Source organism: Aliirhizobium sp. YIM B11859, from assembly GCF_057163345.1.
Window position 1 is genome coordinate 597,004 of the sequence record NZ_JBXHAY010000004.1, and the last position, 17,049, is coordinate 614,052.

Consider the following 17,049-nt stretch of genomic DNA (forward strand, 5'->3'; position numbering starts at 1 on the left):
ATTTTACGAGCGCTCGGCCGCTCCGCAACCAAATCCGATTTTCATGCTTCGGTTGTCTTTGGCCTTATGTGTGACGGTGTTGTTTCCGGAACGTGGTGACAGAAGGCGGCGACCTGACAAGCCATCGGGCCAATTGCGTCATTCCGGAGAGCAAGCGCCGCCGGACCAGGTAGAGGGTTCATCTCAAAAGGCACGGAACTGCCCTTGTATCAAGACATGCATAAGCAACCAAAAAAGGGAACAGCATGAAAAATACACTACTCGCAGCAACAGCTTTTGCCCTAGTCGCGACCTCGGCGCTGAATGCCGCAGCCGCGCCGCAAGACGGTGGTCGCCTCAATATTATCGTCCAGCCAGAACCGCCCGGCCTGATGCTCGGCATCGTGCAGAACGGCCCGGCCTCGCTTGTGGCCGGCGAAATCTACGAGAGCCTTGTCAAATACGATGACAAGTTAAGGCCGATGCCGTCGCTGGCAAAGTCTTGGGAGATCTCGACGGACGGGCTGATCTACACGTTCCACCTGCAGGACAATGTCTTGTTTCACGATGGCAAACCGATGACGGCAGACGACGTATTGTTCTCCGTCAACGAATTCCTACCGAAAACGCTTGCGAAACACCGCAACACCATGACCCGTGTGGAATCCGTTACAGCGCCGGACGCGAAGACAGTGGTTTTCAAGCTGAAGGCACCGTTTGAACCCTTCATCCGTTCGCTGGATTTCGGCGCGATGCCGATTATTCCCAAGCATCTATATGAAGGCACGGATTTCACGACCAACCCCAACAACGAAAAGCCGATTGGCACAGGTCCGTTCAAGTTCGCAGAGTGGAAAAAAGGCAGCTATATCAAGCTGGTCAAGAATACCGACTATTACATGAAGGGCCTTCCACATCTCGATGAACTCTATTACCAGATCATCCCGGATGCAGCGGCGCGGGCTGTAGCTTTTGAAACCGGCGCGATCGATGTGCTGCCGGGCGGCTCGGTCGAAAATTTCGATGTGCCTCGGGTGTCTGCTTTGCCGAATACCTGCATGACCGAGAAGGGTTGGGAATTCTATTCGCCGCTATCGTGGTTGTGGATCAACAATCGCACCAAGCCGATGGACAACCCGAAGTTCCGCCAGGCCATCATGTATGCGATGGACCGCGAATTCGCCAAGGACGTGTTGTGGAATGGTCTCGGCAAGGTGGCGAACGGTGCCATGGCATCAAGCCAGCCGTTTTTTACCGAGGGTGGTCCAGAATATCCGCATGACCCGGCCAAAGCCAAGGCCCTGCTTAAGGAAATCGGCTATGATGGCAAGCCTCTGCGCCTCTTGCCCCTGCCTTATGGCGAGACCTGGCAACGTTGGGCCGAAGCGATCAAGCAGAACCTCGAAGAGGTCGGTATTCCGATCGAGATCCAGGCGACCGACGTGGCCGGCTGGGGACAACGCATCAGCAGCTGGGACTACGATCTGGCCTTTACCTATCTCTTCCAGAACGGCGATCCGGCAATCGGCGTCGATCGCAACTACAAGGCAAGCCAGATTGCCCAAGGCTCGCCGTGGAATAATGTCGAGGGGTACGTCAATCCGGAACTGGATAAGCTGTTCGACAGTGCAGCTTTGGCCTTCCCGGCAGATGCGCGGCGCCCCGATTATGACAAGGCACAAGCTATCCTGAGGAACGACGTTCCGGTCGCCTGGCTGCTCGAACTGGGCTTTCCGACGATCTATAACTGCAAGGTCAAGGATCTTGTCACTACCGGTACGGGTCTGCCGGATTCGCTTCGCGACACCTGGATTCAGAAATAGGCCGACCGGGGGCGGTTGATGACGGCTGCCCCCGATCATTTCGACAATCCGGGCCGGACGACACGGCGTTCTTCCAAAAGACCTATGACGCGTTAAAGCTGCTAATCACGCAGTTGGCCCGCAATTCGTCGCTCTCCGTAACAGCGACGATATCGTCCTGAAACTGGTCGCCGCCGATCAGGCCGTTCACCCGCCAGCAGTGATAGACTTGTCAGGGTGCCGGCTGAACCACAGGCACCGGCGGTTTGGCTGCCGGCGCCCATAGATCATCCCTTAAAGTCATCTGGACCAAGACCCATGCAGAAAGTCCCCGTCGGCATTATCGGCTCAGGCAATATCTCCACCGCCTATCTGAAGGCGATCGCTTGCTTTCCGATCCTGGATGTTCGCGGCATCGCCGACCTCAACATGGCCGCTGCAGAAGCAAGGGCTGCCGAATTCAATATTGCGGCAATGACGGTCGAGGAAGTTTATGCCCATACAGAGATCGAGATCATTATCAACCTGACGATCCCGAAGGCACATGTTGCGGTCGCGACCCGGACACTGGAATCCGGAAAACATGCCTATTCCGAAAAACCGCTGGCGATCACGTTCGCGGAAGGAAAGGCGCTGATGGAACTTGCCGACGCCAAGGGCCTTCGTATTGGCGCGGCGCCGGATACGTTCTTCGGCGGGGCTCACCAGACAGCCCGTGCCCTTGTCGACAAAGGTCTGCTCGGCATTCCTGTCGGCGGCACGGCAATGATGATGCGACCTGGCCATGAGAGTTGGCATCCCAATCCCGATTTCTATTACGATGTCGGTGGTGGCCCGATGCTGGACATGGGCCCCTACTACATCACCGACCTCATCAATCTTTATGGTCCGGTCGATCGGGTCGCCGGGTTTGCGATCACGCCGCGCAACGAGCGGGTTATCACAAGCGCGCCGCGTCATGGCGAACGAATTCCTGTCCATGTGCCGACCCATATTTCCGGCATGATGGCGTTTGCGAACGGTGCGGTCGTACAGATTACCATGAGCTTCGACGTGGCTGGCCACAAGCATCTGCCGATCGAGATATATGGCACCGAAGGTACGCTGATCGTGCCCGACCCCAACTATTTCGGCGGCGACGTGCAATTGATGAAGAAAGGCGGCGAGTTCGAGACCATGGCGCTGACTGCGCCCTATGCCGACGGTAACTATCGGTCAATCGGCGTCGCGGACCTGGCATTTGCCATCCGCAATAATCGCCCGCACCGGGCGAGCGCTGCTCTTGCCTTGCATGTCCTGGAGGTGATGGAAGCTTTCGACACTGCCTCGCGCACGGGGGCCAGCGTCAAGATTACGACAACAGCCGAGCGTCCTGCACCTTTGATGGAATCGGTCGCCGACATGCAGCTCGTTCGATAAAAAGGAGATTATCATGCGCGAAGCACTTATTGCCTGGGGCGGCTGGGACGGCCATCAGCCGGAGGAATGCTCGGTCGTCGTCAGGGACATTCTGGAGCAGGAAGGTTTCACGGTCCGCGTGGAAAAAGGAACCGCCGTTTTTGCCGACCCGGCGATCAGGGAACTTAGCCTTATCGTGCCGATCTTCACCATGGCGAAGATCGAAAAGGAAGAAGCTGCGAACCTGACCGCTGCGGTCAAGGGCGGCGTCGGTTTTGCCGGATATCACGGCGGTGCCGGCGATACATTCCGCGAAAATACTGAATACCAATATATGGTTGGAGGTCAGTTCGTGGCCCATCCCGGCAAATTCATCACCTACGACGTCAATATCGCCAAGCTGGGCGACGCGGTGATGGCCGGTATCGGCGACTTCAACTACGCTTCCGAGCAGTATTATATGCATGTCGATCCGTCGAACGATGTGCTCGCCACCACGACCTTCAGCGGCGAGCACGACCACTGGGTCGAGGGTACGGTAATGCCGGTCGTGTGGAAGCGAAAGTTCGGCGAAGGGCGGGTCTTCTATTCGGCACTCGGCCATTCGGCGGCAGAATTTGCGGTGCCGGAAATGCGCAGCATTTTCACCCGTGGTGCAAGCTGGGCGGCGCGCTGAAGAAAACGAAGTAGACAAGCATTTTAACCGTGCGGAAACGGTTCCGCGCGGGCCTGTAGCGTGAGCGAGGCGCAACGGCTTTAGCGCAGGAGATACCAGTCGCTTTCCCGCGTCATGATCAGCCGTGCAGCGTGGTCTGGACAATTCGATGCGATCCGGGTCGCATCGAATTTGGAAAAGTTTCTTGTAGCCAGAGCGGGCTGCTGGCCTTTTTCGCGTGCCAACCCTTATGCCTTGCTTGCGGCAGCGCAAATCACGTCGAGATCGTCCCGGCTGAATGGCACGCCCGGAAATTCCGCAATGCTTGCCATGGGCGAGGAACGAACCGAATTTCGTCCGGCCTCATCGGACAGGAGGTCGCTGATCCGCCCCTTAATGCCGCCGCGCTCGTCGAAAATCACCTGAAGGCGCGGCCCGAAGGTCGGATGATCCAGCCATTCGCCAAATGTGGACCACGCGGTCAGCGTTGCCGTCAATGGCTCCCCCGGGATCTCGAGCGTTTCGCTCAGGCGGAGATCGCGGGAAGAAGCGCCGACCTGGATCGTCAAAGCTCCGCCAGAATAGACCCATGACTGGAGATGGCCGCTCCAATGCATAAGCCTCTCGCGCATGACCGGGATTTCGACCGTGACCGCTGCACCGGCTTCCAGCTCGATTTTCTCCCATCCCCGCAATTCGAGCGGAGGAGTTATCACGATATTCGCATGATCGCAGACGTAAAGCTGCACCACCTCCGCGCCACTGCGCTTGCCGGTGTTGTGCACTTTCAGGCGGGCGACAAAGGCGGTCTCGTCTTGCAGAGGGCGGACCTCGATCGTCAGATCGCTGTATTCGAAAGTCGTGTAGGAAAGTCCGTGGCCGAACGGATAGTCGACTTCCATCTGGCGTGCATCATACGACCTGTAGCCGACATGAATGCCTTCGCCATAGCTGACGTTTTGGTGTTCTCCCGGAAAATTCAGGAAGGAGGGGGTATCCTGCAGCCGCATGGGCACGGATTCTGCGAGCTTGCCGCTGGGATTGGCGTCGCCGAACAGGATATCTGCAACCGTGTCGCCATGCGCCTGGCCGGTCAGCCAGAATTCGACAATTGCGTTGACCGAGCTGCGCCAGGAAGTGGTGGTGACGACCGAGCCGTTGCTCATCGCCACGATCACAGATGGGGTGACCGCCCGAAGAGCCTCTAGCAGTGCCAGCTGGTTTGCCGGCAGCTCGATCGTGCTGCGGTCGCTGCCTTCCACCTCGTATTCGTCCGGAAGTCCAAGGAAGACAATGACGACATCCGAGATGCTTGCAACTGCGACGGCCTCTTCGATCAAACCCGCAGCGTCCGTGGTATCGGACAGCGTATAGCCGGCGGCAAATTCAAGCGATCCGCCTGCAGCCATGGTGCGCGCCGTCAGCGCATCCAGCCCACTCACGACCCTCATCGGATTGACGCGCGAGCTTCCGGCGCCCTGATAGCGTGGTGTGCGGGCCAATTCTCCGATTGCCGCAATGCGCAGACCGGCGGACAATGCGATGGGCAATACGCCGTCATTGGTAAGCAACACTGCCGATTGTGCTGCCGCTTTCCGCACCAATTCATGATGGCCGTCGTAATCAGGCGCCTCGGCCGGACGACTCGCCTCCGTGCGCGCCGCCAGACGTTTCAGTCGTGCGATGGTATCTTCGATATCCGCCGCATCCACCAGTCCCTTTGCAAAGGCATCGCTCAGGCGACGGTCTCCCTGTCGTCCTGGCATGCGCAGATCAAGACCCGCCGCAAAGGAAGCCAGCGGATCGTGCACCGCGCCCCAATCGGAGATGACGACGCCGTCAAAACTCCACTCATCGCGCAGCACATCCTTCAAAAGCCAATTGCTTTCAGAGGCATATATACCGTTGATGCGGTTATACGATGTCATTATCGACCAAGCGCCGGACTCCTTGAGTGCAATCTGAAATGCGCGAAGATAGATTTCTCGCAGAGTTCGCTCATCCACGTTGGCGCTAACTCTCAGACGGTCGGTCTCCTGGTTGTTGACCGCAAAATGTTTCAGGCAGGCGGCGACACCGGCGGACTGAAGTCCCCTGGCCATCGCTCCAGCAAGCATGCCGGCAAGCAAAGGATCTTCCGAATAATATTCGAAATTGCGGCCGCAGAGCGGACTGCGCTTTATGTTGAGCCCAGGACCGAGGACAACGTCGACGCCGGCTGCACGAGCTTCGACCGCCAATGCCTGACCAATTTGCTCTATAAGATCCGTATCCCAAGATGACGCAAGCGTGACGGCGGGCGGAAAGCAGGTTGCTGGTAGACTTCTTTCCAGTCCGAGGTGATCAGGGTTTTCATCGTTTTGCACACGCAGTCCGTGAGGGCCGTCAGCAAGCCGCATGGATCGAATGCCAAGAGAAGGTATTGCGACCGTCGTCCAGTAGTCGGCACCGGTGCTTAGAGATAGTGCTTCGCTGGAGGATATGCTCGTGCCGTCTTTGGCAAGCAAATAGTCAGTCATATAAGCCTCACGAGATGACGACATGTAATCGAACTCGAACTCGAACCCGAGCGCTGTGCGGGCGGCGATGTGTTGGCGCCTTATCACGATGAGGTTGCATCTTGGGGACGCCAGTCCTCAAAGCCGACTTCGACCATGTCTTCGGTGGTTTCTTGCGGTGTAAGGGCACCGTCGATCAGTTTGGTTTATCACTTGATGTAAACGATTACATCGATGATGTCATGGCATGTAATCGATTGCAACTAATTCTGAAAAAAAGGTCTGTGAATTTATCGGCGCATTTTTTCTGCAGACGGGTGACAAAACCCAATCGAGTCCTTACCGCCGGCTGATCTCCTCGAGATACCAGTTGATGTAGCGCAGCTCGTTCTGTTCCATCGGGGCGATGGGGCCGGGTATGAAAAACCGCGAGATCACGCCACGGGCGGTATGTTCGATGATCGCCTTGTCCTCGTCGGTCGTTACTTTCCAGAGCCATGTCAGCTTTTCGAGATCGTAGTCGCGGCCTTCCTCGGCATTCTGATCGACCAGCCAGATCAGCTCCATCTCGCAGGTATCTGCGGTTTTCGGGATGAAGCGATAGATCATGCCGTGGTCGGCATAACAGACGAGAAAGCTCGTGCCGCCAAGGTGGATCGAGGTGACGCCGCCATCGAAATCCGAAAAGCGACCCATCAGCGGGGCCAGAGGCTGGCCGTCCTTGCTGCCGGTTTTTACCCCGTCATAGAGCGCATAACGGAAGGCATGGATCGCCTCGCGGTTCTCGGTTGAATTTTGCCAGTGATTGCCGGAGCCGACTTCGATGCCGAGCGCGCAGGTGCGTTCCTCCATCCTGGCGTTCAGTTCCTCGATCATGTGCAGTGGCTGTTCCAGTGCATGGGTCTCGGAATATTCCGGATGGGCCGGGCCGCAATGGTAACACTCGACATAGTTTTCCACCGCGAGCTTCCAGTTTGCGTTCAGTGGATAACTCTGGCGGTACGCAATCTTGGCTGTACCCCAGCCATATTGGCCACAGGTGGCGCGCAGCAGGTTTTCCACTTCGGAGAAATCCAGCGGGTCGTGGGCGAAGGAAATGAAGACGAGCCCTTCGACGACGCGGACATGGAGTTTCTTCAGGCCATGGTCCTCGCGCCTAAAATCCTTCGGCATCAGCCGGGCAGCCTTCAGCCGTCCGTCATTGGCGAAGGTCCAGGCATGATAAGGGCAGACGAAAGACTTGGTATTGCCTTTCTCCTTGGTACAGACCTCGGCGCCGCGGTGGCGACAGACATTCAGCATCGCATGAACAGTCCCGTCGCCGGCACGGGTCAGGATCACCTGTTCGGCGCCAAGCTTGAAGAGTTCGAAATCATTGAGATCAGGAATGACGCTTTCATGTGCCAGGCAGTGCCAGTGGCGAAAGAATACCCGTTGCATGTCCCGCTCGAAGATTTCAGGGTCGAGATAAAAAGGTCTGACAAGACCATGTCCCGGCCGGTGTTCGGCGACCAGTCTGTCGATGCGGTCGAGCGATGGCGGCTCTCCGATAAGATCCGATGCGAGCATGCTGCAATCTCCTTCACAACAGGCCGGAAGAACCGCGTTCCGGCGCGCGCACCTGTGAAAATCGTGAAATCTACATGCGTACCCGTTCGGCTTTCGGATCGTACATCGGCGTAAGTGACGCTTCAGCCTTTACCCGTCGGCCGGCGATCTCGATCTCGTAATCCGAAGCCAGAATATCCGCGGTGTTTTGGCCCTTGGCCGGCACGTAACCCAGGCCGATCGCGCCGCCGAGAAAATGCCCGTAATTGCCCGAGGTCACAGTGCCGACGATCTTTCCGTCACGCACCAGCGCCTCGTTGTGGAAGAGCAGCGGTTCCGGTTCGGTCAGCCTGAATTGCACCATCCGCCGGTCAAGGCCGGCTTCCTGCTTGCGCAGCACCGCATCACGGCCGATGAAATCGCCCTTGTCGGTTTTCACGGCAAAACCCAGGCCGGCCTCCAGAACATGATCTTCATCGGTGACATCGTGGCCGAAGTGGCGGAAGGCTTTTTCTATACGGCATGAATCCAGCGTATGCAGGCCGCACAGCTTCAACCCGAGATCACCACCTGCCTCTTCGATGGCCTCAAAGACATGTGCGGTCTGATCGGCCGAGACATAGAGCTCCCAGCCGAGTTCGCCGACATAGGTGACGCGATGGGCGCGGGCGAGCCCCATGCCGATCTCGATCTCCTGCGCCGTGCCGAAGGGATTGGCGGCATTTGAAAAGTCATTGGGGCTTACCTTGCCGATCAGTTCGCGCGATTTCGGCCCCATCAGACAGAGTACGCTTTCGGCGGCCGTGACATCGGTGACGACCACAAATTCGTCGCCGAGGTTCTTGCGCAACCAGGCAAGATCACGCTGCAGTGTCGCTCCCGGCACAACGAGGAAAAACGCGGTCTCGGACAGACGCGTTACGGTGAGATCGCTTTCGATACCACCCTTGCGGTTCAGCATCTGCGTATAGACGATACGGCCCGCGGGGACATCCATCTGGTTGGCGCAGATGCGGTTGAGGAAAGCCATGGCATCGCGACCCTCCACACGGATCTTGCCGAACGAGGTCATGTCGAAAAGACCGACCCCCGATCGAACTGCCATATGCTCTTCGCGCTGATTGTCGAACCAGTTCTGTCGGTTCCAGCTATAGCGGTATTCGCGCTCCTGGCCAGGCTTGGCAAACCAGTTCGGGCGCTCCCAACCGGCTGTCTCGCCGAACACGGCGCCACGCGTCTTCAGATGTTCGTGGATCGGCGAACGGCGCAGGCCTCGGGCGGTCGCCATCTGGCGATAGGGGAAATGATCTGCATAAAGCAGGCCGAGCGTCTCGGTGACACGCTCCTTTAAGTAACGCCGGTTCCTCTGGAACGGCTGCGCGCGGCGGATATCGACCTCCCAGAGATCGAAAGGCGCCTCGCCATCATTCATCCACCGGGCGAGCGCCATGCCGGCACCGCCAGACGAGACGATGCCGATCGAGTTGTAACCGGCAGCAACCCAGTAACCTTTGATCTCCGGCGCCTCGCCGAGATAATAGCGGTCGTCGGGTGTGAAGCTTTCCGGGCCGTTGAAGAAGGTGTGGATGCCGGCCGTTTCCAGCATCGGCATGCGGTTGATCGCCATTTCCAGGATAGGTTGGAAATGATCGAAATCCTCTGGCAACTGGTCGAAGCAGAAATCTTCGCGGATAACCTGCCCCGCCGGCGGCCACGGCTTGGCCTTCAGTTCGAAGGCGCCGACCAGCATCTTGCCGGCATCCTCCTTGTAATAGGTGCATTCGTCCGGAACACGCAGCACCGGCAGTTGCTTCAGTCCAGCAATCGGCTCGGTGACGATGTAGAAATGTTCGCAGGCATGCAACGGAACGGTTACACCCGACTGGGCGGCAAGGTTGCGGCCCCACATGCCGGCGCAATTGACGACGTTTTCGGTTTCGATGACATATCGCTCGCCATTCTGTTCGCACGCGACACCGGTGACGCGGCCGTCTCTAGCGATGACTTCGGTGACCTTTACACCCTCTATCACCGTGGCGCCGCTCTGCCTGGCGCCTTTGGCCAGTGCCATGGCAATATTGGCCGGATCGCACTGACCGTCGAGCGGCAGGTGTACGGCGGCTTTTACGTCGCCGATGTTGAGATGCGGGTACATCGCTTTCGCCTCGTCGGGAGAGATCTCGCGGACGTCGACATTGAAGGCGCGTGCGAGCGAGGCCTGACGGTAGATTTCCTGCTTGCGTTCCTCCGTCAGCGCCACGGTCATCGAGCCGTTCTGTTTCATGCCGGTGCCGATGCCGGTCTCGGCCTCCAGCTTGACATAGAGATCTGCCGAGTATTTCGCGAGCCGCGTCATGTTCTGGCTGGCGCGCAGCTGGCCGATCAGGCCCGCCGCATGCCAGGTTGTGCCGGAGGTCAGCTGCTTGCGCTCAAGCAGGACCACGTCGGTCCAGCCGAGTTTTGCCAAGTGGTAGGCGACTGAGCAGCCGGAAACACCGCCGCCAATGATGACTGCACGAGCTTTTGTCGGTATCGTTTTCTGGACGTTGAGCGAATTCATGCGCGCATCCTTGCGTTTTCCGGATCCCAGAGCGGCCCATCGGGCTGGACCGTCGCCTTGAAGCGATCGCCGCAGATTTCGATTTCTAGCTCTGTACCGGGTTCGGTCAGGTCGGCGCGCAACATGCCCAAGGCCAAGGATTTGTTGACGCGATAACCCCAGTTGCCGGAGGTCGTTTCCCCCACCACCTCACCTCCATGCCAGAGCGTCGACATGTAGGGCGCATCGCAATCGCCGGCCTCGACGGTAAGCGTCACGAAACGCTTCGAAACTCCTTGCTGCTTTTCAGCGGCAAGTGCCGCCTTGCCCTTGAAAGTGGGCTTTGTCCAGTCGACAAAACGTTCAAGACCACCTTGCAGCACAGTGTAATCGGTCGACAGATCGCCCTTCCAAGCACGATAGCTCTTTTCGATCCGCAGACTGTCGAGTGCCTCCATGCCGAAGGGTTTCAATCCGTGCTTCTGCCCGGTTACCCAGACAGCGTCGAAGATCGGGCCTGTGTCATCGAGCTTGGTATGGATTTCCCAACCGAGTTCGCCGGCAAAGGAGACGCGCACCAACTGGCACCAGCGGCCGGCGATTTGCGCCGACTGATGGGTGAGCCAGGCTTTGCCAAGATCGGCGTCGGTGATTTCGGCGAGAATGTCACGGCTTTTCGGGCCGGACAGGATCTGGCAGGCAAAGGCCTCGGTGACGTCATCGATCGTGAAGGCGGGATTGTCTGGCAGATGTTTCTTCAGCCAGTCCAGATCGTGCCACTGGGCGGTGGCGGCGGTGATCAGGAAGAAGAAGTCATGCTCCAGCATCATCACCGACATTTCCGTGACGATGCGGCCCTTGTCGTCGGCAAAATAAGCGAGCCCCATGCGGCCCGGTTTCGGCACCTTGCCGGTGATCATCGAGGACAGCCATTCGGTTGCGCCTGCACCCTTGATCCGATAGCGCGAAAAGCCGGGGAGATCGAGAATGCCGGCGGCATCGCGCACGGCGATGCATTCCTCCTCAATGCGTGGGCTCCACGGGCCTTTACGGCTCCACGTCTGGGCCGCAGCGTCGGATGTGTCGTCGCCAGGCGCTGCATACCACATGGCCCGCTCCCAACCATTGAACGGCTTGAACTGGGCGCCGAGAGCTGCGATCCGGTCATGGATCGGTGAGAGTTTCATGCCTCGGCCGGCAGGCCAGTAATGTTTCGGAAAATGCATCGCATATTCGTGGCCGTAGATTTCCATGCCTTTGTCGACGCAATATTGTTTATCAGATGCAAACGACGTGTAGCGGCGTGGGTCGCAGCTCCACATGTCCCATTCGGTTTCGCCTTCGGTCACCCATTCGGCCAGAACCTTGCCTGCCCCGCCTGCCTGACAGATGCCGAATGTGAAGACACAGGCCTCGAACGCATTCGGGACGCCCGGCATCGGGCCAATCAGCGGGTTGCCGTCCGGTGCATAGGGGATCGGGCCGTTGATCATCTTTGAAAGGCCTGCTGTGCCGAGGATCGGGACCCGCTCGATGGCATCATTCAGATACCATTCCAGACGATCAAGATCGTCGGGGAAGAGCTGGAAGGAGAAATCTTCCGGCATCGGGTCGCCCGGCGTTGCCCAATGGGCGCGGCAGTTTTTCTCGTAGGGACCGAGATTCATCCCGTATTTCTCCTGACGGAGATAATAGGAAGAATCGACATCTCGCAGCAGCGGCAGTTTATGGCCGGCCTCCTTCGACCATGCGGCAAGCTCCGGTACTTCATCGAAGAGAATATATTGATGGCTCATCACCATCATCGGCACGTCACGGCCGAACAGCTTTCCGACTTCGCGAGCATAATAGCCGGCGGCATTGACCACGTATTCGCAGGCGATCTCGCCCTTCGGCGTCGTCAATATCCATTCGTCCTTCTCCCGGCGCGCCGCCGTAACGGGACAGAAGCGGATGATTTTCGCACCCATGTCGCGGGCACCCTTGGCCAATGCCTGGGTCAGTTGCGCCGGATCGATGTCGCCGTCATAGGGATCGTAGAGCGCACCGGTCAGATCGCGGGTTTCGAGAAAGGGATATTTCGACCTCATCTCGTCGGGCGGCAGGATGTCCAGGTCCATTCCCTGATAACGGCCCATGCCGACGACCCGTTTGAATTCGCGCAGTCGTTCGTTGGAGTGGCCGAGGCGGATCGAGCCGGTGACGTGGTAATTCATCGGATAGTCGACGCGCTGCCCAAGCTCCCGGTAGAGCGAGGCGGAATAACGCTGCATGTTCATGATCGACCATGACGAGGAGAAAGTCGGCACATTGCCGGCGGCATGCCATGTGGAACCGGCAGTAAGCTCGTTCTTTTCGAGCAGGACGCAATCCGTCCAGCCTGCTTTTGCAAGATGATAGAGTGACGACGCCCCCACCGCACCACCACCGATGATCACCACGCGCGCCCGTTGCGGTAATTCCGCCATGCTTGAGATCCCCTTGTTTTCATCGAGACTTGCAGGGGAATTGACGTTCATCAAGCGAGCAGAAACTGCTTTATTGATCGAGAAATTCGATTAGTTTCGATATTTCAGAACATTGTGGGGCAATCGATGCAGATCGAGCTTATCGAAACCTTCCTAGATCTGATGGAAACGCGCAGCTTCAATCGCACCGCTGAGCGACTGAACCTGACACAATCCACCATCTCGCATCGGGTCAATGCGCTGGAGGCCAATGTCGATCGCAAGCTCTTCGTGCGGGGCAAGGGTGGCACGGTGCCAACCGCGGCCGCCTTGCGGTTTTTCGATCATGCCAAGGCCCTGCAGCAGAATTGGCACGAGGCGCTGAGAGCCGTGGAGGCCGCCGGCAGCTATGAACAATCGATGCGGATTGGCATGCAGCATGACGTGGCGGAAGTGATCGGTGCGCCATTCCTCAAGAGGTTGCGCGAGGAAATGCCGGGTACTTCTATTTATCTTGAAGCCGATTATTCCAACCAGATGAACCGCGATCTCGGCGCAGGCGATCTTGATCTCGCCATCCTTTACACACCGCATCACTTGCCGGATCTGCATTATGAACGCATCGGCGATATCGCCTACAGGCTGATCAGCACAAAGGCGCGCTTCGTCTCTGATATACGTTTGGAGGACTATATCTACGCCAACTATTCTCCCGCATTCGATCGAGCCCACAGGATGGCGATGTCGCACCTGACGGCTGCGTCACTGACAACCGGCCGAAACATGATGGTTCGCGATTTGCTCTCGACGCTCGGTGGTTCGGCATATGTGATGAAAGCGAACGCCGAGCAGATGATTGCATCGCAAACCGCACGTGCGGTGGAGGATTCCACCGACATCCATCAGACTGTCTATGCAGCGACCACCGTGCGCGCGAAGCATCGCGCCCCGCATCGCCGCATGGTTCATATCCTGTCCGAATTGCTCGTCGCTTATAGTTGACGAAAACTGAGTGTTTGACGCGTTGTGTGGTCTATTTTTACCATTAAAAAGTTGCAGTGATTGAAATCATTGGTCTTTTTTCTTTGATTATCGTTAATACTTTGCGTGTTACAGGATTCACGACAGTCTGAAGCTGTATTACCATCGGTGTTGCGAGATGATTCGCAATAACGCTGATGATTAGCGAGGTTACATTGAACACTCTTAGTCATGCACCAGATCATGGCGGTTCAATTGAGCACTGGGCCATGAATCGCGCACATCAAATCGTCGTTCACGAGGGAATGCGTCTTGTCGATGCGGCTCAAAGCCTCGACAGAAAACAGACGAGCGCCAATACTTACGCTCTCCGAGCAGCGATCATGGAATGCCTGATCGAAGCAATGCGCGACGGGCCTCACCCGATGGCAGCCGAATAACGGTATTCACCGAAAGTTGACCCTTGGGCCGAGAGCGGTTCAAGGTGGGGATCGCCCCTGCGACATCCTGTGCTACAGTTCGGCAATCGACACTGCAGTGAATGGATCGCCATGCTAACAACACTTGCAATGTTACTGAGCCTGTCCGCGACCAATAGTGCGTTGGCGCAAGGGGGGCAGGAGGTCGATGTCGAACTGGTCTTGGCCGTCGATACGTCCCGTTCCATGGACACTGAGGAGGCGCGCATCCAGCGCGAAGGCTATGTGTCGGCGCTCAAGCACAAGGAATTCATCGACGCGGTAAAGACCGGGCTGACGGGTCGCATCGCGATCAGTTATTTCGAGTGGGCTGGCGATGTGGTCCAGGGATCGGTAATCGACTGGCAGATCATCGAGAACGAGAAGGACGCCATCGCGTTTGCGGACAGGCTTGAAGCACGGCCCGTCGAAATGCAGCGTCGGACATCGATTTCAGCGGCCATTACACAGGGCGCGACGATGCTTGTTTCCGGCCCCTATCATGGCATGAGAAAAGTGATCGACGTGTCCGGCGATGGCCCGAACAATTCCGGCAACCCGGTCGTGCCGGCGCGCGACAAGGCCGTTGAGGCAGGGATAGTTATCAACGGGCTGGCGATCATGCTGCGTCCTTCCGGGACGCCCGGCGGTCTCGACCAGTATTACGGCGACTGTGTTGTTGGCGGGCCGGGATCCTTCGTCCTGCCGGTTCATAATATCGAGGATTTTGGTGTGGCCGTTCGCAGAAAGCTGGTGATGGAAGTCAGCGGCATCGATACACGGCCAACTATTCGCCGCATCGCCGACAGGCCGCCCAAGTCCGACTGTATGGTCGGTGAAAAACAATGGCAGGATATGTTTGACCGTTGACAGTGCGCCGCGATGGGCTCTGGCCAGGCATTTTTTGACTGGACAGCGAATTACGCCAAGACGACGCGATCGATAACCTGACATTGGATAGCTTCCCGATACCGTGGGGAATTTGAGCGTCAAGTTCAAACCTGGGGGTCACTTTGCCTCACAGGTCGAGATAATTTGTGTTCCGACACATGGATCATTCTTCTGCCACATGCGTTAGCCAACGCTGTGCACCCATTCGCACCCGAACGAATGGTAATAAGACTATAAGGAGTACAGGGATGAAAAAGACAATTGCCGTAGCGCTTGCCGCTCTTCCGATCGCATTCGTTGCAACTGCAGCTTCGGCTGCGGACGTCATCAGCCGCCGCGACACCGTGCCGACCTATCAGGACACTGATCAGCGCGGAGGTGTTCGTATCGGCTATCTGGATTGCTCGATCGGCGGTGGCGTAGGCTATGTCATCGGCTCTGCCAAAGAAGCCGATTGCGTCTTCAAGTCGACAATGGGCAGCGAAGCGCAGGACCATTATACCGGCGTCGTTCGCAAGATGGGTGTGGACCTCGGTTTTACCACCAAGAGCCGTCTGATCTGGGCAGTCTTCGCCCCGACCGCTGGCTATCATCATGGTTCGCTTGCTGGCCTCTATCAGGGTGCAACCGCTGAAGCCACTGTAGGTGCTGGTATCGGTGCCAACATTCTGGTTGGCGGTACGTCCGGTTCGATCCACCTGCAGACCGTCAGCGTGACGGGGCAGTTGGGCCTCAATGTTGCAGCCACTGGCACGTCAGTAACGCTGACACCGGCTGGTATGTAAATCCTGCTTCAAACTGCCTCCGTCCATGGCGGCGGAGGCAGTTTGAACATGCCTTCGCACTTGCGAAGCGTCGCGGCGATCCATAACTTAGCGACAGCGGGGCCCTTTTATCTCGACGGTTGCCCCGAAAATTACGTGGTTCGTTCTTCAGGATTTGCGCCATGGATCTCGAAAAAATCTTGCGGTCCGTCGTGGCCGTTCGTGCTTCCATTCCGGATAAGGCTTTCACCGCGGACGCGCTCGGCACGAGCCGGGAAGGCAGCGGTGTGGTCATCCGCGAAAACGGGCTGGTGCTGACGATCGGATACCTGATCACGGAAGCCGAGCAAGTATGGCTTACTCGCCATGACGGTCGTATCGTCCAGGCTTATGTCCTTGCTTATGATCAGGAGAGCGGCTTCGGGCTCGTTCAGGCACTTTCGCCACTTGATCTTCCAGCACTGCCCATCGGGGATTCCGACATTGCTGGTGTCGAAGAACCTATTGTTTTCGCAGATGGTGAAGGTCAGTATGTGCGTGGCCATATCGTTGCCAAGCAGGAGTTCGCCGGCTACTGGGAATATCTGCTCGACGAGGCCATCTTCATTGCGCCTGCTCACCCGTCCTGGGGCGGCGCAGCGCTGATCGATGGCGAGGGCAGGCTCGTTGGTCTTGGTTCGCTGAGACTGCAGATGAGCAAAGGCGGTGAGATCGCCGATATCAATATGGCCGTACCGATCAACCTGCTCAAGCCGATCCTCGACGATGTCCTCAATCAGGGGGCTATCAACAAGCCGTCGCGACCCTGGCTCGGGGCCTATTCGGCGGAGACCAATGGCGAAGTGGTGGTGATGAGCGTCACTGAGGATGGCCCTGCAGCAAAGGCGGGGTTGCGCCGAGGTGATGTCATCTCGGAAGTCCGCGACGGCGAGGTCGACGGATTGGCTGATTTTTATCGAAAAGTCTGGCAGAGCGGTTCGCCCGGTGCCGAGATCCCGATGCGGATCCTTCGTGATGGACGCGAGGCGTGGCTCAGGGTGAAGTCGGCCGACCGCAACGATTTCCTGATCAAACCGTCGTTGCAATAAC

12 protein-coding genes are annotated in these 17,049 nt (G+C 57.7%); 8 read left to right on the plus strand and 4 right to left on the minus strand.

All coding sequences use genetic code 11. The features are described from left to right. The first annotated feature begins 245 nt into the window (after positions 1-245). The 3 genes from AC2GXZ_RS19165 (at position 246) to AC2GXZ_RS19175 (ending at position 3,855) form a co-directional block, all read left to right on the plus strand. The gene (locus tag AC2GXZ_RS19165; protein WP_483760782.1) at positions 246-1,802 is read left to right on the plus strand and encodes an ABC transporter substrate-binding protein; all 1,557 of its coding nucleotides are present in this window, start codon (positions 246-248) and stop codon (positions 1,800-1,802) included. 297 nt (positions 1,803-2,099) lie between these two features. Next, positions 2,100-3,200 (plus strand): Gfo/Idh/MocA family protein, encoded by a 1,101-nt coding sequence (locus tag AC2GXZ_RS19170; protein WP_483760783.1) that lies wholly within the window; start codon positions 2,100-2,102, stop codon positions 3,198-3,200. A gap of 13 nt (positions 3,201-3,213) precedes the next feature. Then, positions 3,214-3,855 carry a ThuA domain-containing protein gene (locus tag AC2GXZ_RS19175; protein WP_483760784.1) on the plus strand — a complete coding sequence of 214 codons (642 nt, stop codon included), beginning with the start codon at positions 3,214-3,216 and terminating at the stop codon, positions 3,853-3,855. A gap of 227 nt (positions 3,856-4,082) precedes the next feature. Here AC2GXZ_RS19175 and AC2GXZ_RS19180 read toward each other — a convergent pair whose 3' ends face one another. The 4 genes from AC2GXZ_RS19180 to AC2GXZ_RS19195 form a co-directional block, all read right to left on the minus strand. Next, on the minus strand, positions 4,083-6,377 hold the full coding sequence (locus tag AC2GXZ_RS19180) for a beta-glucosidase (protein ID WP_483760869.1): 2,295 nt from the start codon (positions 6,375-6,377) through the stop codon (positions 4,083-4,085). 294 nt (positions 6,378-6,671) lie between these two features. Beyond that, positions 6,672-7,901: an aromatic ring-hydroxylating oxygenase subunit alpha gene (locus AC2GXZ_RS19185; RefSeq protein WP_483760785.1), complete on the minus strand. Its 1,230-nt coding sequence runs from the start codon at positions 7,899-7,901 to the stop codon at positions 6,672-6,674. 70 nt (positions 7,902-7,971) lie between these two features. Then, positions 7,972-10,440 (minus strand): GcvT family protein, encoded by a 2,469-nt coding sequence (locus AC2GXZ_RS19190; RefSeq protein WP_483760786.1) that lies wholly within the window; start codon positions 10,438-10,440, stop codon positions 7,972-7,974. Continuing rightward, positions 10,437-12,887, minus strand: a complete 2,451-nt coding sequence (locus AC2GXZ_RS19195) for a GcvT family protein (protein ID WP_483760787.1) — start codon at positions 12,885-12,887, stop codon at positions 10,437-10,439. Before AC2GXZ_RS19195 ends, AC2GXZ_RS19190 begins: the two co-directional genes overlap by 4 nt. Before the next feature lie 126 nt (positions 12,888-13,013). Here AC2GXZ_RS19195 and AC2GXZ_RS19200 point away from each other — a divergent pair, with 126 nt between their 5' ends. The 5 genes from AC2GXZ_RS19200 (at position 13,014) to AC2GXZ_RS19220 (ending at position 17,048) form a co-directional block, all read left to right on the plus strand. Then, complete coding sequence (locus AC2GXZ_RS19200) at positions 13,014-13,868, plus strand: LysR family transcriptional regulator (protein ID WP_483760788.1); 855 nt, start codon at positions 13,014-13,016, stop codon at positions 13,866-13,868. A gap of 194 nt (positions 13,869-14,062) precedes the next feature. Next, positions 14,063-14,287 carry a hypothetical protein gene (locus AC2GXZ_RS19205; RefSeq protein WP_483760789.1) on the plus strand — a complete coding sequence of 75 codons (225 nt, stop codon included), beginning with the start codon at positions 14,063-14,065 and terminating at the stop codon, positions 14,285-14,287. A 111-nt stretch (positions 14,288-14,398) separates the two neighbouring features. After that, positions 14,399-15,175, plus strand: coding sequence for a DUF1194 domain-containing protein (locus AC2GXZ_RS19210; protein ID WP_483760790.1), 777 nt, complete (start codon positions 14,399-14,401; stop codon positions 15,173-15,175). A gap of 269 nt (positions 15,176-15,444) precedes the next feature. Then, a complete protein-coding gene (locus tag AC2GXZ_RS19215) occupies positions 15,445-15,981 on the plus strand; it encodes a DUF992 domain-containing protein (protein ID WP_483760791.1) in 537 nt (178 codons plus the stop codon). Between the two features lie 161 nt (positions 15,982-16,142). Further along, positions 16,143-17,048 (plus strand): S1C family serine protease, encoded by a 906-nt coding sequence (locus AC2GXZ_RS19220; protein WP_483760792.1) that lies wholly within the window; start codon positions 16,143-16,145, stop codon positions 17,046-17,048. The last annotated feature ends 1 nt before the right edge of the window (position 17,049 follow it).

What these genes read in the sequence shown, in the direction of transcription:
- AC2GXZ_RS19165 (WP_483760782.1), top strand. Translation starts at nt 246, where the DNA reads ATGAAAAATACACTACTCGCAGCAACAGCTTTTGCCCTAGTCGCGACC.
- AC2GXZ_RS19170 (WP_483760783.1), top strand. Translation starts at nt 2,100, where the DNA reads ATGCAGAAAGTCCCCGTCGGCATTATCGGCTCAGGCAATATCTCCACC.
- AC2GXZ_RS19175 (WP_483760784.1), top strand. Translation starts at nt 3,214, where the DNA reads ATGCGCGAAGCACTTATTGCCTGGGGCGGCTGGGACGGCCATCAGCCG.
- AC2GXZ_RS19180 (WP_483760869.1), bottom strand. Translation starts at nt 6,377, where the DNA reads ATGTCGTCATCTCGTGAGGCTTATATGACTGACTATTTGCTTGCCAAA.
- AC2GXZ_RS19185 (WP_483760785.1), bottom strand. Translation starts at nt 7,901, where the DNA reads ATGCTCGCATCGGATCTTATCGGAGAGCCGCCATCGCTCGACCGCATC.
- AC2GXZ_RS19190 (WP_483760786.1), bottom strand. Translation starts at nt 10,440, where the DNA reads ATGAATTCGCTCAACGTCCAGAAAACGATACCGACAAAAGCTCGTGCA.
- AC2GXZ_RS19195 (WP_483760787.1), bottom strand. Translation starts at nt 12,887, where the DNA reads ATGGCGGAATTACCGCAACGGGCGCGCGTGGTGATCATCGGTGGTGGT.
- AC2GXZ_RS19200 (WP_483760788.1), top strand. Translation starts at nt 13,014, where the DNA reads ATGCAGATCGAGCTTATCGAAACCTTCCTAGATCTGATGGAAACGCGC.
- AC2GXZ_RS19210 (WP_483760790.1), top strand. Translation starts at nt 14,399, where the DNA reads ATGCTAACAACACTTGCAATGTTACTGAGCCTGTCCGCGACCAATAGT.
- AC2GXZ_RS19215 (WP_483760791.1), top strand. Translation starts at nt 15,445, where the DNA reads ATGAAAAAGACAATTGCCGTAGCGCTTGCCGCTCTTCCGATCGCATTC.
- AC2GXZ_RS19220 (WP_483760792.1), top strand. Translation starts at nt 16,143, where the DNA reads ATGGATCTCGAAAAAATCTTGCGGTCCGTCGTGGCCGTTCGTGCTTCC.